Genomic DNA, 18,922 nt, shown 5'->3' with positions numbered 1-18,922 from the left:
GTAAGCGGTCAATAAACCCCGCCCTTGTGCTGTTTGAGGGATGTGTACCGTGCGCGGTTCACGGTGCGCCGAGGACGATGTTCCAAGGCAGAAGGGCTTCATAGTCATCGACGGTCTGGGCCAATGGAAGCTTCTTGAACAGCGCGGCGAGGTAACGGGAGGGCTCAATGTTGTTGGCCTTGGCCGTCTCGATGAGCGAGTACAGATTGGCGCTGGCATTGGCGCCCCCCACCGTGTCGGCGAACAACCAGGAGCGCCGCCCCACCACGAAGGGCCGGATGGCGTTCTCCACCGGGTTGGAATCGAGTGGCCAGGCGCCGTTGTCCAGGAACCGAATGAGCTTGGGCCACTGCCCGTGCAAGTAGTGCAGTGCCTCGCCCAGCAGACTTGAGGGAGTCACGCTGTGCAAGTTCGCGAGAAGCAAGCGTTCGATCTCTCGCACGACAGGGGCGCTGTAGCGCGAGCGCAGGCGTAACCGACGTGCAGGCTTCCAATCCCGGGCCAGTGACTCCGCCCGGTATAGCTTGCCGATGAGTTGCACGAAACGGGTGGCAACCTGATCGGGCGAACGCGCCGCCTTCGGTATGGCCTCCTCTGCCTTGATGAAAGGTCGACGTGCGTGCACCCAACACCCCAGATGCGTCAATCCATGGTCTGCGGCGATGCCGTCATAGACTTGGTAACCATCGCTCACGAGCGTGGTTCCAGGCCGGATACCCGCATACAGCTTCTTGGCATGCACCTCACCTCGGCCTGGGGCATAGGCGAACAGCCGCACCGGTGGCCCGGTGCCGGGGCCATTCATCTGCGCCCACATGTAGCTTTTGGTCTGCGCCTTGCGACCGGGCTCCTTGAGCACCTGGACCGTGGTCTCGTCGCCATAGATCAGGTCCGAGTCGAGCAGGTGGTCGCGCAGCAGATTGATCACGGGTTGCACGGCCTGGCCGATGCGCACAACGCCGGCGGCCAGGGTGTTGCTCGCGATATCGCCGCCAAAGCGGCGCAGCAACGCGGCCGTGCGGTACAGCGGCATGCCGAACTGGTACTTGCCGGTGATGACCCAGGCCTGCGCAGCTTCAGTGAGTAGCCCGCGCGGGATGACGCGCGCCGGCGTCGGTGCGACCTTCAAACTCTGATCGCAGCAAGGACAGGCGTACTTGATACGGTGGTGCTGCAGAACGCGCACCTGTTCGGGGATGACGTCGAGTTGCTCACTGACCTCCGCGCCAATCTCCACCAGCGTGTGCCCATCATGGGCGCACACGCGCTCGGCCTCGGGCAACTCGTGACGCACGACCTCACGTGGCAGTGCGGGGTCCAGCGGCTTGCGCCCACGCTTCTTGCGCTGGTGGCCTGCCACCGGTGTCGATGCCTCTTCATCGGTCTGTGCCGGCAGCGTCTGCACGGTGGGCGCGAGTGCCTCGGCCTCGTTGAGAAACAAGTCCTTCTGGTCGGTGCTGCGCGCCTCACTCTTGGCGGCGAACAGTTGGCGTTGAAACGCTTTGAGCCGCTCCAGCGCCAAATCCCGCTCGGTGGTGGCCACCCGCAGCGCGCCGGCAAGCGCATCACGTTCGGCGATGAGGGCGCTCAGTTCTTCAGCGGTGATGGAGACAAGCGATGACACGCCAACTTGGATCTGCATGCCCCATCATCGTTCCTTCACCATTGGGTCAAGCCACGCTGGTGTAGCGCAGATGGGGGTGGCGTTGCACCACCTCGATGTCGATGCCCTCCAGCAGCCAGTGCAACTGCTCGATGGTCAGCGTGGGCACGGCCTGTGCCGATGGCCAGATGAACCGGTCCTTCTCCAGCCGCTTGAGCAACAGCCAAAAGCCGTTGCGCTCCCACCCCAGAATCTTGATACGGTCGCGCCGACGGTTGCTGAACACATACACGCACGAGGCAAACGGATTCAGACCGAGCGCCTGCTCCACCAACACAGCCAGGCCATTGATGTTGAGCCGAAAGTCCACCGGTTCGCGGTGCAGGTAGACCTTCATGCCTTCGTCAAAGCGGAACACCGCAAGCTCCCCAAGACTCGAATCACTTCGCCAACGTTGCTCAGGTCCAGACCACGCATGTCGATCACCACGCCATTGGGCAAACGTGCCTGCATGTCCATCACAGGCGCAGGCGCAGGCATCGATACCGGTGGCAATGCAACTGGCACAAACGCCGCCGCCGTTGGGGCCACGTTGGCCACCGAATGCCGCGCACGGGCATCGCGTTCATGTTCACGAAGCCAGCGGCTGACCTGGTTGGCATTCACGCCGCACTCCCGCGCAAGGCGAGAAACTGATGCTCCTGGCTGTCGACACAAGGCCACCAGCTCAGCCTTCGCCCCTTCGTCGTACACGCTGCGCCCGTCGCTCTTGCGTCCCACCACCAGTCGGCGCCTGAGCTCACTCAATTCGTCTGTCATCTACGTTCCCACGTTGGTCTATGTGGGAACGTAGGCTCTCAGGTCACAAGCCTCTGTTCAAGGGCGGGGTTTATTGACCGCTTACGTTCGACCCAGGCTTGCGCCATGCCGTGCAGTCGCAAGCCTTTGAGTTCTGCCAATACATCCGTTCGCATGGTCAGTCCTCCTTGGCTGCGGTGGCGCTGTGGCGCAATTGGTCATAGCGCGTGGTGTCGGCCACCGGCGCCACGTTGAGCGTCAGCTTTGTTGTCACCGGTGGCGGGCGCTGCGGGTCCTTGAGTCGGGCCAGGACATTGAGGATGTGCTCCACGCTGATGTGCCCGCTGGGCGTGGCGTGCTCCAGAACCAGCTCAACGGCCACCAGCACCGCGTCCAATCCCGAGGCCGGCACCAGCGCCAGCACATCGGCCATGATGCGGTCGCCACCACTGCGGCGTATCAACGCGCGGCGCAGGTTGGCCAACGCCTCGGGCAGGTCCATGAAGGGGGTGCCGTTGCGCAATGCGCCGGGCTTGCGTTGCACCAGATCGATGTAGTGTTGCCAGTCGTAAGCGGTGTGCCCACGGTCAAACACGCGCCCATGGCTGGCCACGATCATGTCGGCGGCCACCACATCCACGCGCATGGGGTACAGCCGGGTGCTGACGGTTTTGCCCGCCCATTCGCACGGAACGGAATAACGGTTGCGTGCCACCGTCACCAGGCAGGTGCTGCTGACCTTGGCTCCCCGCTCCACATAGCCATCAAACACCGCAGGCATGCCCATGAGGTGCTCGCGCTCCAGCGTCAGCACCTCGGCGATGCTGGAGTGTGTGTGGTGCGGGTGCGGCGTGTCCGCCCAGATGGCTTTGCAACGCTCGCCCAACCACGCGTTCAACTCGGTAAAGCTGCCAAACTTGCGCTCTCGCGCCTCGATCCAGATGCGCCGTCGGCTGTCCTGCACGTTCTTCTCGACCACGCCTTTCTCCCAGCCAGAGGCCACGTTGCAGAAGTCAGGATCGAACAGGTAGTGGCTACACATGGCCATGAAGCGGGCGTTGACCACCCGGCCTTTGCCTTTGGTGACCTTGTCCACCGCCGTCTTCATGTTGTCGTAAATCCCGCGCCGGGCCACGCCGCCCAACGCAGCAAACGAGCGGGTATGGGCATCGAACAGCATTTCATGCCCCTGGCTGGGATAGGCCACCAGCCAGAACGCACGACTGGCGCACAGCTTCAGATGGGCCACCTGCGCCTGGTAGTACACACCCCCGACCACGATGCCTTCTTCGCTCCAGTCGAATTGAAAGGCCTCCCCCAACTCGAAGCTCAACGGCACAAAAGCGCGCGTGCCATCTTTGCCTGCCTGTCCCTTCCATTCGCGGATGAAGTTGGTCAGCGTCGTGTAGCCGCCTCGGTAGCCCTGCGCCTGGAGCTGTACCAGCAAGGCTCTCGCAGTGCGCCGATGCTCGCGCGACCGATGGGCGTCGGCTTTGAGCGCCGACACCACCACACCTTCAAAGGGCGTGAGCAACGTATCTGTGCCCGCCCGTCGGTACTTGGGCTCAAGGGCGCTGTCCGCTTTGAGCCACTTCTTGACAGTGTTTCTCGACAAACCCGTGCGCCGGGCTATCTCACTGTGTGTCAGTCCGTCGCGCATCTTCATGCGCCGGACCTTGCCAATCATGTCCATGGTGATCACCTCGTTTGCTCCTGCTGAAAAATTCAGCAGAGGCGTTGCGCATTCCACTGATGGCGGACAGTGATTCCATTCCCATCGCGGACAGCGTTCCATGCGATGGCGGACACCGTGCGCGGGGGTCCTGAGTGACGGCCAAATCGTAGCCGAAGTGTCCGCCATCAACGTGGAATGGTGGTTGGGCTGGATGGTGAGGCGGCCTTGGACAGCTTGCGCATCGACTCGCCCTTGAGGGCTATCTTGTGGGACCCGTGCACGATGCGGTCCAGGATGGCATCGGCCAGCGTGGGCTCATCCAGCCAGACGTGCCAGGCCGTCACCGGCAACTGGCTGGTGATGAGCGTCGAGCGCGTGCCCACCCGGTCGTCCAAGAGTTCGAGCAAATCGTTTCGCTCATGCGCGGCAATCGGCGCAATGCCGAAGTCGTCCAGGATGAGAAGGTCCAGCCGGGCCAGTTGCGCCAACCGCTTGCCAAAGCTGCCATCCCCATGGGCCACATGCAGCTCTTCCAGCAACCTCGGTGCGCGGGCATAGAGCACCGAGAAACCCAGTCGTGCCGCCTGCTGCCCCAGCGCACAGGCCAGCCAGGTCTTGCCGCAACCGGTGGCGCCGGTGACGAGCACGTTGTGCCCGTGGCGCAGCCAGTCCCCACCGGCCAGGCTGGTGATGACTTCGCGGCTCAGGCCCCGGCTGCCACGCCAGTCGATGTCCTCCAGGCAGGCGCTGGAGACCTTCAGGCGGGCGGCTTTCAACAGGCGCTCTAGGCGCTTGCTGTCGCGCCAGTCCACCTCACGCTGCACCAGCAGGGCCAGGCGCTGTTCAAAGGGCAACTCGCTGGCAGTGATGTGGGTGGCCGCATCATTGAGTGCGGCCACCATGCCGTCCAGGCGCAGGGCGCGCAGTTGGTTCAAGGTGTGTTCGTTGAGCATGGTTGTTCTTTCTCTGTTTCGCTTCCGTGTTTGGGCTTCTCAGTGGTAGTAGCCCGGCCCGCGCACGTTCTCGTGCAGCGGCAGGCTCGCCTGCATGGGGATGGGGGTCTCCAGCGGGCGCTGGTCCAGGCCACAACTCAGGATGGAGGCGATGCTCTTGTAGGACGGTGAGCGAATCGACTGCGCCCGCGCGCAGGCCGCCTCCAAGCGGTCAGCTCCGTACTCACGCCCCAGGCGCATGAGGCCCAGGCAGGAGCGGTAGCCCTGCTCGGGATGGGCGCGGTGCTCCATCTGCCAGCGCACCACGGCCGCGGTGGCAGCACCCATTCGTTCGCCCCAGGCGATGAGCTTGGCCGGCGTCCACTGCAGGTGTGCCCGGTGCGAGGCCGGCATGTGCTCAGGCGTGGTGGTGTGCGCGCCCTTGCGCCCACTGAGCGCGTGGGCGGCCACCCGCTTGTTGCCGTGCAGGACTTCGACGGCGGTGGCCGTGATGCGCAGCTCCACCACCTCGCCCACCAGGGCGTGGGGCACCGAGTAGTAGTGCCCATCGAGCTCGACGTGGTAATCAATGTTGACCCTGGCACTCTTGAACCGTGCAATGGCCATGCGCGCAGCCGGCAGGGGGCGCAGTGCTGGCCGGTCGAGTTCGGCAAATGCGCTGGCGCGGTTGCCGGGCAGCTTCTTGAACGCGCGCTGGTTCAAGTCCTCCAGCAAGGTGGCAATCGCCCGGTTCAGGGCGGCCAGGCTGAAGAAGGTCTGGTGGCGCAATCTGGCCAGAATCCAGCGCTCGACCACCTGCACGCCCACCTCCACCTTGGGTTTGTCGCGGGGTTTTGCCGGGCGAGCGGGCATGACAGGCAGGCCGTAGTGCACTGAGAGCTCTTCGAGCAAACGGTGTGAGGTGGGCTCGTAGCGGTCGGGGCGGGCCATCAAGGCGCGCGGCTGGTCGGTATCCGTCCGGCAAAGTCATCCTGACGGCCAGCACGTGGCCGGCGCCGCACCTCAGGTGGCTGGCGACCAGCGATGCGGCAGCAACTCGTCGATACGGCTGGCCGGATGCGTTGGCAAGCGCTCGAGCACGTCCTTGAAGTACGCGTAAGGTTCGTGCCCATTGATGCGTGCAGAGTGCAGCAGGCTCATGATGGCCGCAGCCCGCTTGCCCGCGCGCAGGCTACCGCTAAACAGCCAGTTCGCCCGTCCGATGGCAATTGGCCTGATGTGGTTCTCCACCCAGTTGTTGGAGATCGGCACATCACCGTCATCGACGAAACGGGTGAGCTCCCTCCAGCGCTTAAGGCTGTAGTCGATCGCCTTTATCGTCGCCGAGCCAGGTGGTACCAGTTGCCGTTGAGCCAACAGCCAGCGATGGAAGACGGCCAGTACCCGCCGTGACTTGCGCTGGCGTGTCCGCCGTCGCTCATCGCTGGGCAGCTCTTCAATCTCACGCTCGATCCGAAACAGGCATTGGTGATACCGCAACGCCTTGCGGCCCACCTCGCTGCCGTGGTTGGCCCACAGATCGTTGAACTTTCGTCTGGCGTGCGCCATGCACTGCGCCGAGGTCACGCCCTTGGTCGTGGTGGCGGTGTAGCCGCTGAAGCCATCGGTCACCAACGTGCCCTGCCACGCCCGGGGCGTGTCCAGCTTGAGAAACTCGCGCACGTTCTCGCCGCTGCGGGTCTCGCAGAACTCGAACACCACGGCCTTTGTCGGGTTGGCGCTGGTCGTGCAGTACGACCAGATGTAGGCCCTGTGCGTCTTGCCGTCGCTCAGGTGTTTGGGCTTGAGCATCGCCACCGGCGTCTCGTCGGCGTGCAGCACCACATGGCGGCGCAGTTCGTCGGCCAGCGACTGCACCAGCGGCTGCAATTGGGCACCGCACTCGCCCACCCACTGAGCCAGGGTCGAGCGCGCGATCAGGTGGCCGGCGCGCTCGAAGATATGTTCCTGCCGGTAGAGCGGAAGGTGGTCCATGAACTTGGCCACCAGCAGGTGTGCCAGCAAGCCAGACGTCGGGATGCCCTTGTCGATGACGTGCGGTGGTACCGGCGCCTGCACCAACTTCTGGCAGCAGCGGCATGTCCACTTGCCGCGCACATGGCGCTCCACGGTGAACACGCCCGGCTGGTAGTCCAGCTTCTCGGCCACGTCCTCGCCAATGCGCTGCATGGGTTGGCCACAGCCGCAGCTGGTGTCGGCCGGCTCGTGCGCTACGTCGCGGCGCGGCAGGTGCGGCGGCAGCGGGGCACGCTTGGGCGTCTTCTTCTCGGTCTTGTCCTTGGCCTGGCCACGCTCGCGATCAAGCTCCCGGTCGAGTTCGGCCAGGTCGGCCTCCAGCGTCTCCTCCAGCAGGCTCTTTTGCTCGGGGGCCAGGGTGCTGGCGAAGCGCTCGCTGGTCGCCGCGAACTTCAGCCGCTTGAGCACCGCCATCTCATGTGTGAGCTTGTCGATCAGGGCCTGCTTGAACGCAGCCTCTTGGTCGCGCTGTGCGATCAGGGCATCCTTGGCTCGGAGCTCTGCCATCAGCGACAGCATCACCTGCCGCGTCTGCGGATCCAGGGCGTCCAGTTGCTGTGCGCTGATCATGGGTGGCTATCGTGCCGCGCTCAAGCGCTGCACGCATCGGTACATCCGGCAATTGCCAGTGACCGATCAAATTACCCGGATGATCCCTGCATCGCCCAGCCGCAGCCAAGGCAGACCCAGTACCAGCGCGTCAAACTGCGTGCGAGACAGCGGCAGTGTGCTGGTCCCATCGTTGATCCAGGTGAACTTGCCGATGTTCAGGCGCCGCGCTGCCAGCCACACACCGATACCGTCGTGCACCAGCACCTTCATGCGGTTCGCTCGCCGGTTGGCGAACAGGTAGGCATGGTGCGGGTGCGCCTGGCCAAAGACCTGCACCACGCGAGCCAGTGCGGCTTCGGTGCCCACGCGCATGTCCAGCGGTTGCACCGCCAGCCACCAGGCATCCACGCGGATCATCGAAGCAACTCTCGCAGCCAGGCCGCGCAGTCGGCCGCTGCCGCTGCCGGCCACGACACTTTGATGGCGGTAGCGCCGCGCTGCAACTCGATACGGATCTCATCGGCAGGCGCCGGCGTCGCCGATGCGGGCGCGGGCATCGCCAAGGGTAAGAAGTGCAGTGGCACGCACGACGCCGGCCCGTCGCTGGAAGCGGCGGGCATCTCTGCCTTTGAATCCGGCGTCTTGCCTGCCCGTGTCTCAGCTTCGATCACCCACTTGCGAACCATGTTCGCGTTCAGGCCGTTGGCCAGCGCGACGGCGGCAATCGACACGCCCGGCTGGCGGCATGCCTGTACCACCCGGTCCCTGAACTCTGGCGCATGCCGCCGCCGTGTCCGCCTGCTTGGCAACTCGATCTCTGAAGTGTTCATGTGTCCGCAATGAAGTTACGCGGACACGAGCATCCTTGGTATGCCGCTCGGGCTCAAGATGACTTTGCCGGACGGATACGCTGGTCGGGCACCAGCAGGCGGGGCACGCCGCCGATGAACTCCAGTGTGGCGATGATGCTGGCCACCCAGTCGGTGGCCTTCTGGCTGGCGGTGGCGCAGGCATAGGTGTAGTTCGATGCCCCGAGCACCGCCACAAATATCTGGGCTTGCGTTATCTCGCCGGTGTAGGCGTCCACGATGGGCACGGTCTGGCCGGCGTAGTCCACAAAGAGTTTGTCGCCGGCCTCGTGGGTCTGGCGCATGGAGCGCTTCAAACGCCGGGCCCAGGCTTGGTACTTCTCGCAGAAGGCGCTGTACTTGTAGGCCTGACCGCCGTGCTGCTGCTGGTACTCCTCCCAGAGCAGTTGCAGGGTGACGCCGGGCGTGAAGTGTAGTAATACTGTTACGAATACGACGTAAAAGTGTGACTCTGGACGGCATTGCCTCCGAAATCACGGGGCGGCTCAATATAAACCATTGATTTATATGGAGATCGTTGTACTACTTCTGTGACTTCGTCGCAAAAGTGCCGTCCGGCACTGGACCGCGTCATCCACTCGACCTCCGACCCTCGGGTTGCCAGGGCACTTCAAAGCGTCCGCTGCTGCCCACAGCGAAGGCAAGTCAGGCCGCCACCGCCGTACCCAGCTCGAAACGCAGCGACGTTCCCAACGCTGCACTGGCACGGGCCAGCGTTGCCAGGGTAACGCTGGTGTCCTTCTCGTCGAGCAAGCGGTTCACGACCATGCGACTCGTATGCATGCGCGCGGCCATCTCGGTCTTGGTGACCTTTTGAGCCTTCATGGACTGCGCGATCTGCCAGGCGATCACACGCTTCACTGCAGCGGCCATAGCCTCTTCTCGCAAACCATCCTCGTCGAGAAAGTCATCAAAATCGGTGCCGATGTGCTTGTTCATCATGAGCTCCTACAGCTTCTTTAGGCGATTGCGGGCGGTCTTCAACTCGTTGTCAGGCGTCTTCTGAGTCTTCTTCACAAAACCGTGCAGCAGCACCATCTGCCCGGCCTTCGCGGTAAACAGTACGCGCGCAATGCCGTCGGCAATATCGCAGCGCACCTCCCACAACCCCGGCTCCATCTTGCGCACCAGCGGCATGCCCAAGGGCCACCCGTATTGGACAGTCTTGATGTCGATGCCGATGGTCTTTCGATCTTCCACCGTCAACTCTCGCAACCACTCCCGCACAGGTTCGGTGCCGGCCTCGGTGCGAAAAAAGACAACCGAGAGTATTGGCTCTTTCATGCGGCAATGGTATCAAAATAAATACACTCCTGTGCGGTCAGAGCTGGGGCCAATCACAATGCACAGCGAAATACCCCGGGTGTCTGCCCTGCTCGACCCGCCCTTCTGGCACGGGCCATCACCGCTCGAATGTGCTTGCGGCATCGCCCAGCAACAATGTGAAAACGCATCACCAGCAAATCAAGAATCGCCCGCCCGCGCACCAACTGTTGTTCGACTCCGAAGTGCGCAAGCCAGCGCACGACTGCGGTCGGTGGGTGCAGGCTGGGGACAATGAGCGACTGCGGGTGTGTCATGCCCTGCCACCTCATCGCCGCCATCATCCATGCCACGACGGCGGCGTCGCTGGCACAAGCGGCCACGGTGCCACTGGCTGGCTCAAAGCTGTGGATGATGCGCAGAATCGCCGCAGTCGCACGAGAGCCGATGGAGCGGCGGGCGCGCCGCAGCAACGCCTTGATCAGCACCTCGCAATCAAACAGCAGGTCGCGCGTCGTGTGCTCAACTGGCGAACCATAGGGGGGCAACCTGCGCGCATCAGCACCCAGGATTAAACGGCCAATCAAGATGCTGTGCCGACTTGGATAGCTTTGCGTACGCGGCTCTGTGGCTGGCGCACGTCGCCGTGGCCGCCTCAGCGGTGTGACCTCTGCCTGCACGTCCCACGACCATTCGATTGGTGGCACGAGGATGGGCAGAACCATGGTTTCACCTACCCACTTTGGGTGCTCTCGCGCACCGTCTGTCGCGAGGCCACATAGCCGGAATCACGAACGGCGCGCTCCCAGTGCCCCTCCGTCGGCTCAAAGCCCAGCGTGTCCCACAGGGGGCCGTTAAGCAGAACCGTCTCCACAGCACGCGTGAAGTAGTCCATAGGAACCTCAACAGCCCCGGGCAGCTGAGAGCGTGCATGGGCGTGGACAAATGCTGCCCACAAGCCATGAGCGTGTTGCGCCAGCCGCATGCCTGCGCCATAGGCTTGCGGGTAGAAAAACTCGGCAAAAGTCGCACCCCCATTCTCCGGGTAGCGGCTGATGTCGTAGCTGGCCAGGCAGGTCGCCGCGTCTTCGGCTCGCGCGATGCCGCGAAATTGGAGCTGCTCGATCATGAAACGAGCGACGATCTGCTCGTCACCGGAGAGCTGGTATTGGGCTTTCTGTGCCAGCAGCTGCGGCTGACCGACCAGGAACGTGATGAGGTGGATACCGTGGCGGGCCAACTGGTCGTGGACGTCGCGCAGCCATTCGAGTCCATGTTTTGAGAGACGCTGCGCCTCATCGCACATCAACACAACAATGTGACCCGCGTGCACCTGAGCCTGCTCGGTGATTCGGCACAGCAGCGCAAATCGTTTGTCGGAAATCGACTTCGGTAGTGGCTGGCGGACTCCCGCTGCTGACAGCAAACTGTTGAAAAAGGGGCCTTCGAAATCCGAACGGTGGTGCTCACACGAGAGACGCAAAACCACGATGTCCGGCCGGTGCTTGGCCAGGTGAAGGGCCAGATAGTCGATGGCCTGGGTCTTGCCGATCCGCGGCCTCGCATACACCAGTGCACCGGGGATCAGCACGCGGACGCAGTGCTCGACCAGATCGACGAAGGATTCGATGGCTGCCGTGGCAACCCGATAGTGGCGCCGCGCCAGCGGATGGGTCTGGAGTGAGAGGCTGCCACCGGTCTTGGCGGGCAGCACAGTTGTTCGCGCCCGTGCCGTGTCGGCAGGTGCAGGTGATGGGTTCGATGCCATGGTGGCTCCTACTCAGTACACCTGCCCGGGCTCGATCCGAAGTTTTCTGGGCTTCACGGGGTCGATGGGCAGTTGAGCGGCCAGTACTTCCGGCAGGCTGTTGCCGATTGAGGTGGAGTCCGATACAGGATCATGGGTGGGGGCGCTTTTTATCTGACGCACGCGCTCGTGCTGCACACGTGCAACGTCGTTGGCGGCCCGCTTGCGCTTGGTGGCCTCGCGTTTGCGCAGAAGGAGAAACGCCTCGATCGGGTCCTCTCCCATCGCGAAATTCAGCTCACGCTGACGCTTGGCCTTGTAAAAGGCCTGCCGCAACCACTGTGAATGGCGTTCGGTGCGCCAGGCACCGCTGGCCAACAGCGGCTCGAGAATTTCGCCGTCTGCGGTCGTGGCCAGCACGGTGCGCAGGTCGGTCGGGTCAACGTGGACACGCAGGTGCTCGCCAAGCAAGCTGGGCCGGCGAGTGAGTTGGTCGCTGGTGTAGCGCACGTGCAGGTAGCTGATGTGCGCCCGCTCGCCGCGAGCCAGGTTGCCGCGCACTCGGCACAGCACCGGGTCGTGCAGCAGCTGCGGGTGCTTTCGCAATGTAGGGTGGAGCCTTCGCAGTGAGATCGGCTCAGTGCGAATGCCCGCCAATTGCTGGTGCATTGCCTCCAACGGCGTGAGTCCACCCAATCCCGCGTGAGGCGTGCCGTGGTAGTTCCAGATCGTCATCGCGAGCAATTCCTCGAGCTCCTGGGCAGTGACGAGCAGCTGCAGGGAATCCTTCGGGTCACGAAGGCGTTTCACTGCCAGCTTGAGATTGGCTGGATCAATGCCACCGGGCAGCCGTCGCGCCAGCGTGGTCGTCATGGAGCCGAAGAACCGCTCCACGAACGGCCTGTCGTCTGGCTGGTAGGTTGGACCGAAATCTGCAGTGCAGCCCAGGGTCTCGCAGACCACGTCCAAGCTGGTCGTCGCTAGGTGGGCCCGGGCGTTGTCGAGGCGGATCTGGCGCCAGCAGGCGTATGCCGTCTGCTCAAAGGTCTGCGTGACAAAACCACCAGTGGACAGAAGCTGAAGCCCTGGCAGCGTAAGCTCTGGACGGTGCATCGGGAGCAGGGCCCGTTTCATGGTCTCGATGGCATCGAAGCGGTTGCACTCCCGAGACAAGCTCAAATGCCAACCAAGCACGCAGCGCGTCGCAACGTCGATGATCGCCAGCAGCCAGATCCGCTCCATCTCCACCACGTGCTCCCCGCCCAGAGGGTCCCGTTCAAGAATGACTTTGAGTCGCAAGTCGAGCTTGTGGGCATCAAACTCGACCGTGTCGTATGCACGCAAGGCGGCACGCTCGGTGTGCCGTAGTGCCGAACTGGGCTTGAAGCGAGCACCGGAGGCGCGGAGTGCCAGCGAGCAGTCGTCCTCCAGCCAGGCGAGCAAGAGGCGGCCGACCGAACGCACGGCACGGTCCTTCTGGTTGAACGGATAGTCGGTAGCGCCCAGTCCCAGCGCGCGGCACGTCGCATGGAACCGCGCGATTGCGCCCTTGACGTTGTGAAGACGGCTGCCGTCACCGCTGGGCCTCAGTGTGACCCGGCGCTCTGTCAGTTCGTTGCGCAATTGCTGATACAGCCTCGGATAGCGCTGCAAGAGCTGGTCAAAGGCCCCGGCATTTCCGGCCTTCGTGTGGGTAAGCACTTGGGGTGCCGCGACGCGTCGGTAGGGTTCTACCCGTGCACGAGGCACCAGTGCCCGAAAACCCCATAGGCGACCGTCGTGATGAGGCTTCTGTGCACGGGAGACCATGCGCAAGACGGTCCCACGGTGAACGCCCAGGGTGGTCTCGATGTCGGTCAACGCCCTGCCCTGCGCATACGCCTCCACCGCACCACTTCGCAGCTGAAAGACCGCACGATCTGCTTCGGGCAATGCCTTGGCGTCGACCTGTGGCCAGTCGCCAAGGGACAAACGTACAGAGGGATGCAGGATCTCCAGCGTCACAGTCACACCCGCTTGAATTGTGTTGTTCCAGAAAGGGGAGAGGCGACAAGGTCAGGGCTCACCACCCTCCCCTCCACCACCAGCGCATAAAGCGCTGCCTCAACCTCGGTGGCATCTCGGTCCCTGAACTGCCAAAGGATCTCTTCACGCGTTCGCCAGGTATCGACGAAAACCACAATGGACTGGGCGAGCAACTTGTCAGGGAACCGATGCCAGCTGGCCAAGTGCGGGACGATCTGCGACCAATTGGCGACCGGAATGCTCCATCCGCTCAGCGCCTCGGGATCAATCAGACGCAGCGGTAGGTTGTGGAGTCGACCAGGCACAGTGCCGTCGGTGTCATCTCCGAGGGAATCTTCTGCTTTCGAGTGACGCAGTAGCCAAAACTCCCCCGATGGAAGGTCGTGTGTCTGCACCCAGAAGTCGGCCATCCGCCCTCGCCGCCCAGGCAAAAAGGCTGGCCGCTCACAATAGCACTGCACCTGCGGGTTCGCCTCCAACGCAAGCCAGAGCTTCCAAGCGTCATAGCCGCCCAAGCTCGCACGACGGCCCAGCTTCGGGCTGAAGACCTCAAGCCGCCGTCGACCAAACCCGCGGGCAAGCGGCAGTGGCCGCACATATGCGTGCGATCGTCCATCAGCAGACCATGGCGCGAACATAATTGAATGATGCGCCGCAAGCTGCGTACACGCAAGAGTCCCAGTCTTACGTCACAAGTGGAGATCGGACCATTTTTACTACCAAAATTTTGGAAGTAATGCTGTGACTTCCGCGACCAACATTAACCATTCTTCACTATGAAGATGACGTGACTTGCTCGTTCCACTATTACTACTCTTCACGGCTACTGACACTCGCCAAACAGCGAGGCGACGACAAGAAGGTAACCGTATTCACTCCCGTCGTTAAGCCGCGGATTCCTTCTGGCGCATGGAAGCCACCGAGCGCCACCTTGTGCTGCAGGCACTCGAAGCCCAAGGCCAGAACTGGGCACAGGCAGCTCGCGCTCTGCAGATGGACCGTGCCAACCTGGTCAGGCTGGCCAAGCGGCTGAATATCCACGACACGCGCTGGCGGGGTAATTGCGCTGGAAGAAGGTCGCCGGTCTATCGACCCGAGATGTCTTGGCGACCCTACCACCCACTGGCTATGAATTGCGCTACCTGCCTCACCGGAGAATCTGCCCGCCAGATGGCTGCCAGTTCGGTCTGCGGGGCATCCAGCAGAGGCACAAAATGCAGATCATCGGACCTGACTCGGCGCAGGTGCTCGGCGACGACGCACAGGCCTTCGCCGGCTGCACACAGTCCCAGCGCCACGTGGATCTGATTCGCCCCGATGTAAGACAAGTTGTGTCGCACCTCCAAGTCAAGGAACTGTCGGTACCAGCGATGCAGGCGGGGCGCCCCTTTTTCGTCGGGCAGGATCAAGGTGTAGGGTCTCAAGTCTTTCAAAGAGAGCTGTTTGCGCTTGCTCAGGGGGTGATCCGGGCTCATGGCCACCCACTGGCGGCGGCGTGAGACCACCCGACGCTCGATCATCTCGTCCGGCTCCGGGGAGTACAGAAACCCCATATCCAGGGCACCGTCCAGCACTTGCCGGGTCAGCGTCGATTCTTCGACCTCGACCACCCTGATCTGCAGCTTGGGGTGCGCCTTGCGCGCGGAACGAATGTGTTCGGGCAAGGGTTCGTACAGGCTGCCGGCCAGGCAACCCACCATGAAGGTGGCGCTGCTGGTGACCCGTTGCTTGCTGAAGCGCCGTCCGACCCAGTCGGCTTCGGCCACGATGCGATGGGCACTTTGCAGGAATTCCAGCCCCTCTGCCGTCAGCGATGCCCCATGGGTGCTGCGTGCCAACAAACGCACGCCAACCTGTTTCTCCAGCGTCTGGATCAGCCGCGTGAGCTTGGGTGCCGACATGTGAAGCGCCGCAGCGCTGCGCGAGAAGTTCAGCTCATCGGCCAGCCGAACAAAAGCACGCAAGGAAAGGAGATCGGTATCCATGGGCAACACAGCCGGTGCAACTGGGGTGGTGATCGTATTTCAAAAATAGCAATCGACTGTGAAATTATGGAATTCCATTCGCTGCTCGCCGATGCTTCAATCTTCTCATCGACCCACGGTGGGTTCGGTGAACTGGCAACCCCTTTTGTTGAATAGGTGATTCATGAACCGACGTACCCTGCTTGGCTGCACATGTGCATTGGCGCTGACCGTTCCATGGGCTGCCTTGGCCCAGCAAGCCCCATTGCGCGTCCTGGTGGGTTTTCCGGCCGGTGGCAGCACCGATGCCATCGCTCGTCACTTGGCGCAGGGGCTGTCCGAGCAATTGCAGCGCAGCGTAGTGGTGGAGAACCGCCCCGGTGCAGGCGGGCAACTGGCCGCGAATGCGCTCAAGGTCGCTGCACCCGATGGAAACACACTGTTCCTGTCCAACAGCCATGCGTTGGCCATGATCCCGTTGACCGTACGGCAACCGGGCTATGACCCTGCCAAGGATTTCGCCTCAGTGGGCATGGTGGCCATCTCCAACGACGTCCTGGCGGTCAATCCTGCCCTGGTGGGCGAGGTGCGCGACCTCAAGGGCTTGGTGCAGTGGGGCAATGCCAATCCGGGCAAGCTCAACGTCGGTGTGCCAGCGCCGGCAAGTGATCCAGATTTCGGTGTCCGAATCCTCGCTCGCGAATTCAAGGGTGATTTAACGTCGGTGCCCTACCGAGGCGATGGTCCTGTGATCCAGGACCTTGTGGCAGGCCAGATTCCGGCAGGCATTGGCTCGATCGGCGCCATGATGCAGTACGCCAAGAGTGGCAAGGTTCGCGTCATCGCTATGAGCGGTCCATCACGCCTGTCAGGCATGCCCGAGGTGCCCACCTATGTCGAGCAAGGCCTCAAAGGCTATGGCGTGAGCGGCTTTGTGGCCTTGATGGCACCAGCAGGTACACCAGCCGACATCATCCAGCGCTACAACCAGGCCGCTGCCAAGGTGGTGGCTTCGGCGGCCTTCCAGACCAAGGTCAGTGAGTTGGGCGTGGTGCCCACCACCAGCACGCCCGAGGAATTGGCCGTGCGCATTCGCGACACCACCACCGCCTTCACTTCCATGGTTGAGCGCTCGGGCTACAAGCTGCCCTGAGTCGGCAACCCTGGCCAATGATGGCACGGGATACCCATGCCCGGCCGTCGTCTCGTCTCGTTTCATCCCATTCTTTGATCAACCACGCCGCGCGTGCGGCGAAGGGGTAAGGCATGACTGTGCTCATCGTCGGCGGCGGTATCGCCGGTCTCTCTCTGGCTTTGACCTGCCACCAGATCGGGGTGCCATTCAAGGTCTTTGAGTCGGTACCCAAAATCAGTCCGCTTGGCGTGGGCATCAACCTGCAGCCCAGCGCGGTGCGCGAGTTGTACGACCTGGGCCTGGCGTCCCAACTGGACGAAATCGGCGTTCGGACCCGCGACTACGGCCTCTACACCAAGAAAGGTCTGCACATATGGACCGAGCCACGTGGCGTGGCGGCGGGCTACAAATGGCCTCAGTTTTCGGTGCATCGTGGCGAGCTGCACATGCTGCTGCTCAACGAACTGACCCGGCGTGTGGGCCCCGATTGCGTGGAGTGTGGGTGGAGTGGCATGGGGTTTGAGGACATGGGTGATCGCGTTGTGCTCAAACTTCGTGATCGCCAGGGCAATGAGCGGACCGAGTCTGGGGATGTGTTGATCGGCGCCGATGGTATCCACTCGGCGATACGGGCTCAGATGAATCCGAGCGAAGGCTCACCTGTCTGGGGTGGTGCGGTGCTGTGGCGTGGCACGACCCGTGCGCGCCCATACAAGACGGGCGCCTCGATGGTGATGATCGGGTACTCTGGCCTGCGATTTGTGGCCTACCCGATCTCAAGGCAAGACCCCAAGACCGGACTCGCCACCATCAACTGGATTGCGAACCTGAACTACGAGCCCGGACAGGCGTGGAACAAAGAAGACTGGAACCGGCAAGCGCGGCTGGAAGACTTCCTCCCCCGATTCGAGTCGATGAGGTTTGACTGGCTGGATGTGCCGGCAGTGATACGTGCGGCCGACAAGGTGTTTGAGTACCCCATGGTGGATCGCGATCCCTTGCCGCTTTGGACCCACGGCCGGGCGACCCTGATGGGGGACGCTGCTCACGCCGCCTACCCGGTTGGCTCCAATGGCGCAGGCTCAGCCATCATCGACGCCCGTAAACTCGGGCGCGCATTTCAGGACCACGGGGCGACGTCGGTGGCATTGCAACGCTACGAGGAGGAGATGCGTCCGGTCACGTCCAAGGTGGTGTTGACTAACCGCGTGGCGGGACCGGATCACATCCTGGATGTGGTGGAGGAGCGTTGTGGTGGCGAGTTCGCCAGCATCGATGAGGTCATATCTCACGATGAACTGGCGGAACATGCCCGGCGCTACAAGGCGATCGCCGGCTACTCGGTGGAGACCATCAACGAGTCACCAGCGACGCTGCGCCTGCATGAGCCCTGCCAACAGGTGCCCACGGCATGATGGCGCTCAAACCATTGATGGAGCTTGCCGTGCAGGTGGGTGAGGCACACGTGACGCCCAATGGTCCTTGCGGTGCGCGCCGCTTTGTCCCAGTCATCGGTGGCTCCTTCGTCGGAGAACGGCTGAGTGGGCGGATCCTGCCTGGCGGGGCGGACTTTCAGTTGATCCGATCGGATGGAGTTGCAGAGCTGGATGCGCGGATCACCTTGCAGCTGCCAGACGGCTCCAATGTCCAAATGCATGGACTTGGGTTGCGTCACGGGACTTCAGATGCGATGCGCCGGTTGGCGGCAGGGGAGGCGGTTCCGGCGTCTGCCTACTACTTTCGTCAGTCCATGCTTTTCGAGGCACCCAAAGGTGAATTCGACTGGCTCAATCGTTTACTGGCAGTCGGCGTCGGAGAGCGTCGGCCGGATGGAATTCGGCTGGCGATCTACGAAGTTATGTGAACGCACTGGCTTCGGCAGTAGTTACCGAACACCGGTGGCCGCCGTCACGGTTGAGGATCCGGTTCAGACGGAGAAGTGGTCGTTCAAAGGCACTTTTGCCGAATATTGGCATGGCTCTCGAATTTGACGAACGGGTGACTGCTATCGCAGCCCGTGAGCTGGATTTGCCCACCTGCTGGTCCATACATCATCGGCATTATTCAACAGGGGCAAAGAACACCACTATTCACGGGGAACGTTGGGACTTTTGATGCGACGAGGCAGAGCTCAGACCGCAGCCGTGATCACCACCTCGATCTTCCATTCGGGCCGGGCAAGCGCCGCCTGCACGGTGGCGCGCGGCGGGGTTTGACCAGGCACCACGGGGTCTCCTCGTTTTCAGTGCAATAAGTGACGGTACGCAAAGCTAGCACTGGCGCGGGGGTGGTCTGGGTAGACCGTTGATTTCATTGACTTTC

The 18,922-nt window shown here is 62.7% G+C and carries 18 protein-coding genes and 3 pseudogenes; 3 read left to right on the top strand and 18 right to left on the bottom strand.

Features of this window, described 5'->3' with window-relative positions:
• Positions 1–58 precede the first annotated feature (58 nt).
• The 17 genes and pseudogenes from tnpC (G518_RS0125370) to G518_RS0125285 all read right to left on the bottom strand — a co-directional run bounded on the left by tnpC (G518_RS0125370) (position 59) and on the right by G518_RS0125285 (position 15,486).
• On the bottom strand, positions 59–1,642 hold the full coding sequence (gene tnpC, locus G518_RS0125370; protein ID WP_036594857.1) for an IS66 family transposase: 1,584 nt from the start codon (positions 1,640–1,642) through the stop codon (positions 59–61).
• Between the two features lie 28 nt (positions 1,643–1,670).
• Entirely contained in the window at positions 1,671–2,021 is a 351-nt protein-coding gene (gene tnpB / locus G518_RS0125365; RefSeq protein ID WP_028603289.1) for an IS66 family insertion sequence element accessory protein TnpB, read from the bottom strand.
• Positions 1,997–2,422, bottom strand: a complete 426-nt coding sequence (gene tnpA / locus G518_RS0125360; RefSeq protein ID WP_028603288.1) for an IS66-like element accessory protein TnpA — start codon at positions 2,420–2,422, stop codon at positions 1,997–1,999. The genes tnpB (G518_RS0125365) and tnpA (G518_RS0125360) overlap by 25 nt, the downstream gene beginning before the upstream one ends.
• Before the next feature lie 157 nt (positions 2,423–2,579).
• A complete protein-coding gene (gene istA, locus G518_RS0125355) occupies positions 2,580–4,094 on the bottom strand; it encodes an IS21 family transposase (protein ID WP_028604889.1) in 1,515 nt (504 codons plus the stop codon).
• Between the two features lie 167 nt (positions 4,095–4,261).
• The gene (istB, locus tag G518_RS36940) at positions 4,262–5,029 is read right to left on the bottom strand and encodes an IS21-like element helper ATPase IstB (RefSeq protein ID WP_036596107.1); all 768 of its coding nucleotides are present in this window, start codon (positions 5,027–5,029) and stop codon (positions 4,262–4,264) included.
• Positions 5,030–5,068: 39 nt separating this feature from the next.
• Positions 5,069–5,977 (bottom strand): annotated as a pseudogene (locus G518_RS36935) (Mu transposase domain-containing protein); the annotation flags it as partial.
• Positions 5,978–6,031: 54 nt separating this feature from the next.
• Positions 6,032–7,615 carry an IS66 family transposase gene (gene tnpC, locus G518_RS0125340; protein ID WP_028604888.1) on the bottom strand — a complete coding sequence of 528 codons (1,584 nt, stop codon included), beginning with the start codon at positions 7,613–7,615 and terminating at the stop codon, positions 6,032–6,034.
• Between the two features lie 66 nt (positions 7,616–7,681).
• Complete coding sequence (gene tnpB / locus G518_RS0125335; RefSeq protein WP_028604887.1) at positions 7,682–8,014, bottom strand: IS66 family insertion sequence element accessory protein TnpB; 333 nt, start codon at positions 8,012–8,014, stop codon at positions 7,682–7,684.
• Positions 8,011–8,427, bottom strand: a complete 417-nt coding sequence (gene tnpA / locus G518_RS0125330) for an IS66-like element accessory protein TnpA (protein WP_028604886.1) — start codon at positions 8,425–8,427, stop codon at positions 8,011–8,013. Before tnpA (G518_RS0125330) ends, tnpB (G518_RS0125335) begins: the two co-directional genes overlap by 4 nt.
• Before the next feature lie 83 nt (positions 8,428–8,510).
• A pseudogene (locus G518_RS0125325) lies at positions 8,511–8,867 on the bottom strand (IS21 family transposase); the annotation flags it as partial.
• A 244-nt stretch (positions 8,868–9,111) separates the two neighbouring features.
• On the bottom strand, positions 9,112–9,405 hold the full coding sequence (locus tag G518_RS0125315) for a helix-turn-helix domain-containing protein (protein WP_028604884.1): 294 nt from the start codon (positions 9,403–9,405) through the stop codon (positions 9,112–9,114).
• Positions 9,406–9,414: 9 nt separating this feature from the next.
• Positions 9,415–9,750: a type II toxin-antitoxin system RelE/ParE family toxin gene (locus tag G518_RS0125310; protein ID WP_028604883.1), complete on the bottom strand. Its 336-nt coding sequence runs from the start codon at positions 9,748–9,750 to the stop codon at positions 9,415–9,417.
• A 53-nt stretch (positions 9,751–9,803) separates the two neighbouring features.
• Positions 9,804–10,454 (bottom strand): hypothetical protein, encoded by a 651-nt coding sequence (locus G518_RS0125305; RefSeq protein ID WP_028604882.1) that lies wholly within the window; start codon positions 10,452–10,454, stop codon positions 9,804–9,806.
• 8 nt (positions 10,455–10,462) lie between these two features.
• Complete coding sequence (locus G518_RS36930; protein ID WP_084652274.1) at positions 10,463–11,497, bottom strand: AAA family ATPase; 1,035 nt, start codon at positions 11,495–11,497, stop codon at positions 10,463–10,465.
• Between the two features lie 12 nt (positions 11,498–11,509).
• Positions 11,510–13,486: an integrase core domain-containing protein gene (locus G518_RS36925; RefSeq protein WP_051237389.1), complete on the bottom strand. Its 1,977-nt coding sequence runs from the start codon at positions 13,484–13,486 to the stop codon at positions 11,510–11,512.
• Positions 13,483–13,911 carry a hypothetical protein gene (locus G518_RS38780; protein ID WP_156909543.1) on the bottom strand — a complete coding sequence of 143 codons (429 nt, stop codon included), beginning with the start codon at positions 13,909–13,911 and terminating at the stop codon, positions 13,483–13,485. Before G518_RS38780 ends, G518_RS36925 begins: the two co-directional genes overlap by 4 nt.
• Positions 13,912–14,613: 702 nt before the next feature.
• Positions 14,614–15,486, bottom strand: a complete 873-nt coding sequence (locus G518_RS0125285) for a LysR family transcriptional regulator (RefSeq protein ID WP_156909542.1) — start codon at positions 15,484–15,486, stop codon at positions 14,614–14,616.
• Positions 15,487–15,649: 163 nt separating this feature from the next.
• Between G518_RS0125285 and G518_RS0125280 the strand changes: the two genes are divergently transcribed.
• The 3 genes from G518_RS0125280 (at position 15,650) to G518_RS0125270 (ending at position 18,464) form a co-directional block, all read left to right on the top strand.
• Positions 15,650–16,618: a tripartite tricarboxylate transporter substrate-binding protein gene (locus tag G518_RS0125280; RefSeq protein WP_028604879.1), complete on the top strand. Its 969-nt coding sequence runs from the start codon at positions 15,650–15,652 to the stop codon at positions 16,616–16,618.
• Between the two features lie 113 nt (positions 16,619–16,731).
• Positions 16,732–18,015, top strand: coding sequence for a flavin-dependent oxidoreductase (locus G518_RS0125275; protein ID WP_028604878.1), 1,284 nt, complete (start codon positions 16,732–16,734; stop codon positions 18,013–18,015).
• Positions 18,012–18,464 carry a DUF3237 domain-containing protein gene (locus tag G518_RS0125270; protein WP_036596104.1) on the top strand — a complete coding sequence of 151 codons (453 nt, stop codon included), beginning with the start codon at positions 18,012–18,014 and terminating at the stop codon, positions 18,462–18,464. Before G518_RS0125275 ends, G518_RS0125270 begins: the two co-directional genes overlap by 4 nt.
• Before the next feature lie 267 nt (positions 18,465–18,731).
• On the opposite strand, the pseudogene G518_RS40180 reads toward G518_RS0125270, so the two are convergent.
• Positions 18,732–18,827 (bottom strand): annotated as a pseudogene (locus G518_RS40180) (RidA family protein); the annotation flags it as partial.
• Positions 18,828–18,922: the final 95 nt, after the last annotated feature.

This window comes from Ottowia thiooxydans DSM 14619, from assembly GCF_000422885.1.
GTDB lineage: Bacteria > Pseudomonadota > Gammaproteobacteria > Burkholderiales > Burkholderiaceae_C > Ottowia > Ottowia thiooxydans.
Note: the sequence above shows the minus strand (reverse complement) of the source record. Positions and strands in the feature narration are given on the sequence as shown.

What these genes read in the sequence shown, in the direction of transcription:
- tnpC (WP_036594857.1), bottom strand. Translation starts at nt 1,642, where the DNA reads ATGCAGATCCAAGTTGGCGTGTCATCGCTTGTCTCCATCACCGCTGAA.
- tnpA (WP_028603288.1), bottom strand. Translation starts at nt 2,422, where the DNA reads ATGACAGACGAATTGAGTGAGCTCAGGCGCCGACTGGTGGTGGGACGC.
- istA (WP_028604889.1), bottom strand. Translation starts at nt 4,094, where the DNA reads ATGGACATGATTGGCAAGGTCCGGCGCATGAAGATGCGCGACGGACTG.
- istB (WP_036596107.1), bottom strand. Translation starts at nt 5,029, where the DNA reads ATGCTCAACGAACACACCTTGAACCAACTGCGCGCCCTGCGCCTGGAC.
- tnpC (WP_028604888.1), bottom strand. Translation starts at nt 7,615, where the DNA reads ATGATCAGCGCACAGCAACTGGACGCCCTGGATCCGCAGACGCGGCAG.
- tnpB (WP_028604887.1), bottom strand. Translation starts at nt 8,014, where the DNA reads ATGATCCGCGTGGATGCCTGGTGGCTGGCGGTGCAACCGCTGGACATG.
- tnpA (WP_028604886.1), bottom strand. Translation starts at nt 8,427, where the DNA reads ATGAACACTTCAGAGATCGAGTTGCCAAGCAGGCGGACACGGCGGCGG.
- G518_RS0125315 (WP_028604884.1), bottom strand. Translation starts at nt 9,405, where the DNA reads ATGAACAAGCACATCGGCACCGATTTTGATGACTTTCTCGACGAGGAT.
- G518_RS0125310 (WP_028604883.1), bottom strand. Translation starts at nt 9,750, where the DNA reads ATGAAAGAGCCAATACTCTCGGTTGTCTTTTTTCGCACCGAGGCCGGC.
- G518_RS0125305 (WP_028604882.1), bottom strand. Translation starts at nt 10,454, where the DNA reads ATGGTTCTGCCCATCCTCGTGCCACCAATCGAATGGTCGTGGGACGTG.
- G518_RS36930 (WP_084652274.1), bottom strand. Translation starts at nt 11,497, where the DNA reads ATGGCATCGAACCCATCACCTGCACCTGCCGACACGGCACGGGCGCGA.
- G518_RS38780 (WP_156909543.1), bottom strand. Translation starts at nt 13,911, where the DNA reads ATGGCCGACTTCTGGGTGCAGACACACGACCTTCCATCGGGGGAGTTT.
- G518_RS0125285 (WP_156909542.1), bottom strand. Translation starts at nt 15,486, where the DNA reads ATGGATACCGATCTCCTTTCCTTGCGTGCTTTTGTTCGGCTGGCCGAT.
- G518_RS0125280 (WP_028604879.1), top strand. Translation starts at nt 15,650, where the DNA reads ATGAACCGACGTACCCTGCTTGGCTGCACATGTGCATTGGCGCTGACC.
- G518_RS0125275 (WP_028604878.1), top strand. Translation starts at nt 16,732, where the DNA reads ATGACTGTGCTCATCGTCGGCGGCGGTATCGCCGGTCTCTCTCTGGCT.
- G518_RS0125270 (WP_036596104.1), top strand. Translation starts at nt 18,012, where the DNA reads ATGATGGCGCTCAAACCATTGATGGAGCTTGCCGTGCAGGTGGGTGAG.